Origin of the sequence: Streptomyces sp. NPDC060205 (assembly GCF_042728395.1) — a bacterium.
Classification (GTDB): Bacteria; Actinomycetota; Actinomycetes; order Streptomycetales; family Streptomycetaceae; genus Streptomyces.
On record NZ_JBHWZP010000369.1, the window covers coordinates 1 to 8,764 of the forward strand.

Consider the following 8,764-nt stretch of genomic DNA (forward strand, 5'->3'; position numbering starts at 1 on the left):
GGTGTGCCGAAGAACTTGAAGAAGCTGAAGAAGTCGTACGACCTGGCCGGCGATGCGCTCGCGGCGTACTGGCCCGAGCTTGAGCGTGCCCAGACGCTGGCCGACAAGGCGCTGGTGAAGGGTCGTGAGGCGCAGGCGGATCTGTCGTCCGCGAAGTCGAAGCTGTCGTCGGCTGATTCGTGGGTGACGCGGGCCAACAAGGAGGCCGACAAGTACAAGGATGATCCCGGGTCGGCGGGCAAGGATGTGCCGAAGCCGGATGAGGCGAAGGTTCGGGCCGCGACTCGTGACGCGCAGAGTGCCAAGGACGCGCACACGGCCGCTCAGTCGGATGTGACCTCGGCGCAGAGTGCGCTGGATGCGGCGAAGAAGATGGCCGCCGACGCCCGTCAGATGCGTGAGGATGCGGCCGGGGAGGCTAAGCGCAAGCTGGACGACGCTTCCGACGCCGGGATTCAGAACCGTAAGTGGTACGAGGAGGTCGGTGACTGGTTCGTCGACAATTGGGACACCATCGTCGCGGTCTGCAAGGTTGTCGTGGCGGTGCTGGGCATTATCGCGATGATTATCGGGGGGCCGATTCTCGGCGCCATCGTGCTGATCGCCGCCCTCGTCGTCCTCGCCGACACGCTCAACAAATATATGAAGGGGCAGGCGTCCCTGTGGGACGTGGCGTTCGCCGCCCTGGACTGCATACCCGGCATGAAGGGGCTGACCACACTCGGTGGACTCGCCAAAGGTTTGAAGGCCCTGGGCAAAGGCGGGCTCAGAGCCATGGCCGCCGGGCTGGGCAAGCGCATGCGGGGACTGGGCCGTAAGAGCGTGAGGGACTCCCCGACGGGTTCGAGCCGGCCGAAGGACAGCGTCTGCTCCAACGGTACCGACCCGATCGACCTGGCCACCGGCAAGATGTACTTGCCGCAAACGGACATCACTCTGCCAGGCACCTTGCCACTGGTGTTCCGCCGCCGGGTGGAGTCCGGCTATCAGGCCGGCTGGTGGTTCGGCCCCTCTTGGTCTTCCACCGTCGACCAGAGACTGGAGTTCGACGACGAGGGCGTTGTCTTCGTCCACGACGAGGGACTGCTTCTCGCCTACCCCACGCCCGAGCCCGGTGTACCGGTGCTGCCCAGCCACGGTCCACGGTGGCCCCTCACCCGAACCGACGGCACCGAGACCTCGACGTACACGGTTACCGACTCGCGAACCGGTCAGTCGCGGCACTTCCGCCGACAGGGCGACATCGCCGTTGTGCAGTCGATCGAGGACCGCAACGGCAACACGATCGGGTTTGAGTACGACGAGCAGGGCGCTCCCACCGCTGTGCGGCACAGCGGGGGATACGTCCTCAAGACAGCCACCGAGGGTGGGCGGATCGTCTCCCTCCATCTTGCCGGAGCCGCACCCGACGGCGGTGACCAGGAGATCCGTCGTTACGGATACAGCGATGGCGATCTCACCTCGGTCACCAACTCGTCCGGTCTGCCGCTGCGGTTCACGTACGACTCGGCGGGCTGTGTCACTTCATGGACCGACACCAACGGCCACAGCTACTCCTACGAGTACGACGAGCAGGATCGGTGCATCGCCGAGGGCAGCCCGGAAGGCCACATGGCTTTGCGGATCGAGTACTCGGCTCAGGACGAGAGCACCGGCCGGAGGATCACGACGACCACCACCGGTGCGGGTCACACACGCCGCTTCGTCATCAATGACGCGAACCAACTCGTGGCGGAGACCGACCCGCTCGGCGGGGAGACGCGTTACGAGCGGGACCAGTACAACCGACTTCTCTCCCAGACCGATTCGCTCGGCCGCACCATCGAATTCAGGTACGACGACGCAGGGAATCCCACGACCGTCGTTCGGCCCGACGGGAGCGAAGCGCACTCCGAGTACAACGAACTCGGTCTGCCCGTCAGGGTCGTCAACGCCGACGGTGATACGTGGCAGCAGGTGTACGACGAGCGCGGCAACAGAATTCAGGTCACCGATCCCGTCGGCGCCACCACCAGCTACGCGTACGAGGAGAATGGCAGTCTCGTCTCCGTCACGGATGCCCTGGGGCACAGCACCCGATTCCGCACGAACGCGGCAGGGCTGCCCGTGCGCACGACCGATGAGCTCGGCCTGACCACGAAGTACGAGAGGGATGCTTTCGGGCGTCGGATCGCGGTGACCGATCCACTTGACCGAACCGTCCGGCTGGACTGGACGGTGGAGGGTAGGTTGGCCCGCCGTATCGCGCCCGACGGCAGCCACGAGTCATGGACGTACGACGGCGAGGGCAACCGCACCAGCCACACCGACCGGATGGGCAACGTCTCACACTTCGAGTACACCTGCTTCGATGTGCTCAGCGCACGAACCGGGCCCGATGGCGTACGCCTGGAATTCGGACACGACACTGAGCTGCGCCTCACTCGGGTCACCGGACCGCTCGGACTCACCTGGGACTACACGTACGATTCCGCGGGCCGCCTGATCCGCGAGTCAGATTTCGACGGCCGTGTCACCACGTACCTCTACGATGCGGCCGATCAACTGGTCGCGCGCACCAACGCTCTCGGTCAGACGATTCGGTACCGGCGCGATGCCCAAGGGCGGATGACGGCCAAGGAAGCGGACGGCGCCGCGACCACGTTCAGCTATACGCCCGCCGGGCGTCTCGTTCGGGCCGAAAGCAGTGCGGTTACCCTCACGCGGCAGTGCGGTCCGGCCGGGCGGCTGTCCTCCGAAACGGTCAACGGCCGTACGACTGAGTACGCCCAGGACATCCTCGGACGCCGTACGAGTCGGGTGACACCCACGGGAACGGCCAGTACCTGGTCCTATGACATGGTTGGTAGGCGCGCAGAACTCACGACCGCGGGCCGCACCGTCTCCTTCGACTACGACGACGCCGGCCAGGAGATCGTCCGCCACGTCGGCGAGACCGTCACTCTGACGCACGCCTTCGACGAGGTCGGCCGACTCACCGGCCAATCCGTGGCCGCGGCAGACGGCCACCCGATCCAGGACCGGACGTACACCTACCGGGCCGACGGAAACGTCGTGCGGCTCGACGACCGGCTGAACGGCACCCGGCACTTCGACGTCGACACCGGTGGACGGGTGACCAGCGTTCGTGCCACGGATTGGACCGAGTCCTACGCCTACGACTCGGACGGCAACCAAACACACGCCACCTGGCCGGAGACGCACGCCGGACATGACGCGACGGGCCCCCGAAGCTACGCCGGCACGCGTATCACCCGTGCGGGAGGTGTCCGTTACGAGCACGACGCTCTGGGGCGCATAGTGCTCCGGCAGAAGCGCCGAATCTCGCGCAAGCCGGAAACGTGGCACTACACCTGGGACGCCGAGGACCGGCTCACCGCCGTCACTACGCCTGACGGGACGCAATGGCGCTACCGGTACGACGCTCTGGGCCGTCGTTCCGTCAAGGACCGGCTCGCGCCCGACGGTATGACCGTCGTCGAGAGCACCGCGTTCGTCTGGGACGGCAGCGTCCTGTGCGAACAGACCACCACGGCCGCAGAACTGCCCTATCCCGTCACGGTGACGTGGGAGCACCGGGGACTGCTTCCGGTGACCCAGTTCGAACGGATCACCGCTGGTGCAGACCGTGCGACACAGGACGAGATAGATTCCCGCTTCTTCACTATCATCACCGACCTGGTCGGAACCCCCAGCGAACTCGTCGACGAGTCTGGCGACATAGCCTGGCGCTCACGATCCACCCTGTGGGGAACCACTACCTGGGCAGCCGACAGTTCGGCGTACACTCCTCTGCGATTTCCGGGACAGTACTACGACCCGGAGACGGGGCTCCACTACAACCATCACAGGGTCTACGACCCGGAGACCGCCCGCTATCTCAGCCCGGATCCTCTGGGGCTCACCCCGAGTCCCAATCCGCACACATATGTGCGTAACCCTGTCATCTGGACCGACCATCTCGGCCTCTCGCCGGACGGCTGTGCTCCTTTGCTCTATCGCGCTCCGAAGACGGGACAACGCGAGGCTGCGCGTCAAGGGTTGGACCCTGCCGCGCACGGCGCTCAGGGGCGTCATGAGGGCACGGCGTACCTTGGGGACAGCCCGGATGTGGCCGCGCAGTACGCGGGCGAGCCGGGCTTCGAGCCGGGTTTCTGGGAATACAAAATGAAGCCAGAATTCCGTGACGAGTTCCCGGCCAGTGAGTACCGGCAGGTGCATGAGAACAGCAGGGGTGCGGAAGAATACGAATGGGTGATCCCTGAAGAGGATATCCCTCGGTTCAACGAACTAATTGATGGTGAACCGCAATGGTTCGACTCCTCTCACGGCTGGTACGAGAGGGGGCGGTGATCGATGCAGCTGCTCGATTCGGGCGGAAGATTGGAATGCGATGGTTCAGCAGGCTCGCCCGGAACGGGTCGAGACGGGCGACGTCCTCAGAGGGACGGTCTCTGACGTCGAGGTCTTCGGCGTGTTCGTGGATCTCGGAGGCTACGAGGGGTTCATCGACCGGCTTGAGGTCTCCTGGAAGCGGATAGAGGACCTCTCGCTCTTTCTGCGCGTAGGGCAGGAAATTACGGTGTTCGTTCTCAACGCATCGACAGAACGACGGCCAATGGCGCTTTCACTCAAAGCGCTGGAGCCGGATCCGATGCGTGCGTTCGCCAGGGACAAGCTGGGTCGCGAGGTGTCCGGAACCGTCACGGAGATCAGCCCAATCGGTACCTTCGTGCAGGTGAGTCCGGATTTGGTGGGACTGATTGCCCGGAGTGGCGGCGACGGCGACTCCGGTACCTCCCGGAAGGAACCCCTGGTCGGTGACGGCGTCACGGTGACAGTTCTCGGCGTCAACGTGAACAGGCGGCGAATCAGCCTTTCCCTGAGCGAGGAGGAAGGGAGAGGGCGGGACGAAGAGCGCGATTAATCGAATTCCGTCCTCTCTATCGTTCGTCAACTCCATGGGTCGCCTTCAGGCTTTGTATCAGCTCCAGGCGACGGTCACGTGGAAGATCTCGTGGACGGGCACGGGCGTCAACGACCCGCAGGACCTGCCTCAGGGCGAGTTCGCCGCCGACCAGGACGTGATCGTGCAGGAGATCCAGTCGATCGACCGCTGACCCGGAGCGGCCTGTACGCGTCGCCGACGACGTGCAGGCCGCTCTGCTCTGATTTCGCCCTCACCAGGAGCCGTTAGTGAACCGCCGTTCCACCCTGCTCGCAGCGCTTACGCTGACCGCCGCCGCAGCCTTGACGCTGTCCGCCTGCGGTGGCGACCGTGACTCCGAGGACAAGGGCAGCGACAAGGGCAAGAGCGCGGGCGCCGACGCCGGCGACGCGAAGTCGGCCTCGCCGACCGCCAGCGCCGCCGACGTCGCCGGTCGCCCCGACATCACGCTTCCGTCGGACCTGAAGCTGATCTTCGAGACGAAGAAGACCGGGGATGCGGTCAAGGACGCCGTTCTCGCTGACAACGCCGAGCGGATGCGTGCCGTGGATGCCGCGATCACGGGGACGGATCCCGATGGCGAGGCTCTTGCTTACTACAACACCGGTAAAGCGAGGGAAGCCGCTCTGACCTGGGTCAAGCAGTTCAAGGATGCCAACGCCTCGCTCACCGGAGAAGCGCGCTATTACGACCGACGCGTGACGCTGAAGAGCGGGACTACGGCTTTGCTGAGCTTCTGTGCGGACGAGAGCAAGGGGTTCAGCAAGGACAAGAAGACCGGAAAGGCAGACAAGACGCCTGTCACGAAGAACAGTTACGTCCACTACAACACCCGGCTGGACAAGAACAGCGCTGGAACGTGGCAGACGTCGCAGATCATTTCTACGAGGGGGGCGGCGCAATGCCAGCCGTAGGACGAATCACAGCGATCACACTGACCGTGGCCGCGGCCTTGGTGCTGTCCGCCTGCGGTGGCGACAGCGATTCCGAAGACAAAGCCGGCGGCAGGGACAAGAGCACGGGTGCTGACACGGGTACGGAGGCGTCGAAGGCTCCAGGCGCCTCCGCCTCCCCAGTGGCCGACCGGCCGACCGTCGAGCTGCCGTCGGACATCGTCGACAAGTACGAGGACTGGAAGACCGGCGACGACGTGAAGGACGCCGTCCTGGCGGACACCGCTGGTCGCATCGACGCCACGAACGACGCCATCGTCAGAGGCGACGCGAGTGCTCCGGGGCTTCCGTTCTACTACCGGGACAAGGCGTTGCGCGGTGCGGTGGAGTGGGTGCAGGAGTACCAGGACGCCGATCTGTCGTTTACCGGTACCACTCGCTACTTCGATCCGAAGGTCACCGTGCTCGGCAGCACTTCGGCGGCGGTTGTCTACTGCGCGGACGAAAGCAAGGGCTTCAACAAGAACCGCAAGACCGGCAAGGTCGACCGGACACCGTCGGACGAAAGCCCGTACGTGCTGTACACCACTCGCTTGGAGAGGAGCGAGAAGGGTGTGTGGCAGACCGCTGTTCTGACCTCGAAGCGGGGCGACGAGACGTGTGCCGGATGAGACCGGACGAGGCCGGATGAAAGGGACGAGTCCCTGTCGCCGACGTGATCATGGTCTGCATCATCTGCAGACCGCTCTGTTATGACATCGCCTTCACCAGGAGCCGTTCGTGAACCGCCGCCCCACCCTGCTCGCAGCGATCACACTGACCGCCGCCGCAGCCTTGACGTTGTCCGCCTGTGGTGGTGACAGCACCGACGACAAGGTCGCGGCAGCCGAGACCGACACCGGCATCGAGAAGTCCGCTTCGCCGGACGCGTCCGAGTCAGCTGACGTCGGCCGGCCGAAGATCGAGCTGCCGTCCGATCTGAGCTACACCTTCGAGTGGCCGAAGACCGGTAAGAAGGCGAAGGACGCGGTGCTCAGCGACGGGGCCCAGTCCATCAAGGCGGTTGATCTGGCTATCGCCCGTCAGGACCCGCTGGATAAGGCCTACCTCTTCTATTACGAGGGGGAGGCTGCTGCGGGGACCGAGCAGTTCATTCAGGAGTATGTGGAGAACAAGGCCCGTACCACGGGGGCCTATCGGTTCTACGACCCGAAGGTGAATGTTCGCGGTGACGGGACCGCCTCGTTCAGTTATTGCGAGGATCAGGGCAAGGCGTTCGTCATGTATCTCAAGGGCAAGCGGGTCAAGAAGACCGAGGTCACCGCGGACAGTTACGTCGCTTACCAGACGTCACTCAAGAAGAATGACAAGGGTGTCTGGGTGATCCATGACATCACCTCTCAGAGGGGGAGCGCCGCGTGTCAGCCCTGAGGTGACCGCACAGCGCAGGCCACGGGCCGCAGCGTCACACCCCCTCCGATCAGGCCTCGGTCGTCAGTTCGTGGGAGCCGCGCCCAAGCGCATCGCGTTCGGGCCCTCTCCCGGAGTGTTCGTGCAGCGGTGGTCGCCCGGGGTGCCAGTGAGGTGGAGGCTCAGGCAGGTGCCCAGGGCCAGTTGGCCGTAGTGGTTGGGGTGCAGGGACTCCTGGCGTTGGCCCTGGCCTGCGCCCGTGGTGACGAAGCGGACCCATTCGCTGGTGCGGCCCGAGGGCAGGGCGGGGCCGGCCTGGACCGTGGTCGTGGAGCAGACCTCCCGGCCGTCGAACGCGCGCGACAGGTCCAGGAACTCCGCGCCGGACTCCCGGGCGGCGGAGGCGAGCGTGCTGCTGATGTCGGGGACGAGCTGGTCGTGGGCCCAGGTGAGGTCCTTGTCGAAGAACGGGCAGCCGCCGTCGGTCAGGCGGTCGTACTTCTCCCCGGGGTAGCGGATCCGCGCGCCGTCGGGCAGCGGTGACGGGTAGGACTGCAGGATCAGGCGGTAGCTGCCCGCCGGGTGGCCCGCCCGCTTCATGGCGGTGGTGACGTCCGCGAGGGAGTTGACCGCCGCGGTACGCATCGTGGGCAGCCTTTTCTTGACCTCTGGTGCCTGCGTGGGAGCGCAGGGCGCCGCCCCGATGGGAGTGACGAAGCCCTTGGCGCAGGCGACGATCACGTCCTCGAAGCCGAGGTCGTTGCCGCCGACGGAGACGACGACCGCCCGTACGGGATGGCCGGTGACGGCTTTCTGGAGCTGCTCGGCCTGGGACGGCTCGGACTTGAACGGGCTCCCGCCGTTCTCGGGCAGCAGGATCGCGGTCGAGGTGGCCCCCGAGCAGGCCAGGTTGAGTCGGCGGGCCCCGGCCGGGGCGGGGGACGAATTGATCTCCGCGCTGTCGGAGCGGTTGCAGCCGTTGTCGTAGGACGTGCCGTACACCCGGTGTTCGTCTGTCGAGCCGGTGGCGGGGTCGAAGGCCCGGTCGGTGCCGGAGTAGCCGCCGGCGCTGTCGTTGCTGTTGCCCGCCCAGCGGCCCGCCTCCCCGGAGATGAAGCTGTCGCCCAGGGACACCACCCACGGTGTCTCGGCGGCCTTGCTCTGCGCGTGCGCGTGCACCGTGCCGCCCTGCGTGAAGGCGGCTCCGCACAGGGCGGCCACGGCAGCGGTCGCGACCGCGATGCGCCGACGGCCGCGGCCCCGGCCTCGTACCCAAGTAGTTCTCATGCCGCTGTCAATTGCCAAGGCAAACAGGGGATATGCGTCGAGGGCCGTGCTGCCCCTCCAACGGGTCGGGCGTCGCCGTCGGTTGACGCCGACCGTGCGCCGGGGTGCGCCTCGCCGTCTCGCCCTAGGGCCTGTCTGACAATTCCCGTCCGCCCCCGCCTTCGTCGGCATCGACCGCTGGGGCCACGTCACCGGCGGCATGGGCCCCGACTCCGTCACCCGCGCC

The 8,764-nt window shown here is 65.9% G+C and carries 7 protein-coding genes; 6 read left to right on the forward strand and 1 reads right to left on the reverse strand.

The window, feature by feature from the left end; genetic code table 11:
• Positions 1–15: 15 nt before the first annotated feature.
• The 6 genes from ACFWGJ_RS38015 to ACFWGJ_RS38040 all read left to right on the forward strand — a co-directional run bounded on the left by ACFWGJ_RS38015 (position 16) and on the right by ACFWGJ_RS38040 (position 7,272).
• Complete coding sequence (locus ACFWGJ_RS38015; RefSeq protein WP_387333530.1) at positions 16–4,353, forward strand: RHS repeat-associated core domain-containing protein; 4,338 nt, start codon at positions 16–18, stop codon at positions 4,351–4,353.
• Positions 4,354–4,393: 40 nt separating this feature from the next.
• Positions 4,394–4,927 (forward strand): S1 RNA-binding domain-containing protein, encoded by a 534-nt coding sequence (locus ACFWGJ_RS38020; protein WP_387333531.1) that lies wholly within the window; start codon positions 4,394–4,396, stop codon positions 4,925–4,927.
• Positions 4,928–4,961: 34 nt separating this feature from the next.
• Positions 4,962–5,120 carry a hypothetical protein gene (locus tag ACFWGJ_RS38025; protein WP_387333536.1) on the forward strand — a complete coding sequence of 53 codons (159 nt, stop codon included), beginning with the start codon at positions 4,962–4,964 and terminating at the stop codon, positions 5,118–5,120.
• A 76-nt stretch (positions 5,121–5,196) separates the two neighbouring features.
• Complete coding sequence (locus ACFWGJ_RS38030; protein WP_387333532.1) at positions 5,197–5,862, forward strand: hypothetical protein; 666 nt, start codon at positions 5,197–5,199, stop codon at positions 5,860–5,862.
• Positions 5,808–6,512 carry a hypothetical protein gene (locus ACFWGJ_RS38035; protein ID WP_387333533.1) on the forward strand — a complete coding sequence of 235 codons (705 nt, stop codon included), beginning with the start codon at positions 5,808–5,810 and terminating at the stop codon, positions 6,510–6,512. Before ACFWGJ_RS38030 ends, ACFWGJ_RS38035 begins: the two co-directional genes overlap by 55 nt.
• A 109-nt stretch (positions 6,513–6,621) precedes the next feature.
• Positions 6,622–7,272, forward strand: coding sequence for a hypothetical protein (locus tag ACFWGJ_RS38040; RefSeq protein WP_387333534.1), 651 nt, complete (start codon positions 6,622–6,624; stop codon positions 7,270–7,272).
• 63 nt (positions 7,273–7,335) lie between these two features.
• Here ACFWGJ_RS38040 and ACFWGJ_RS38045 read toward each other — a convergent pair whose 3' ends face one another.
• Positions 7,336–8,538: a hypothetical protein gene (locus ACFWGJ_RS38045; RefSeq protein WP_387333535.1), complete on the reverse strand. Its 1,203-nt coding sequence runs from the start codon at positions 8,536–8,538 to the stop codon at positions 7,336–7,338.
• Positions 8,539–8,764 lie beyond the last annotated feature (226 nt).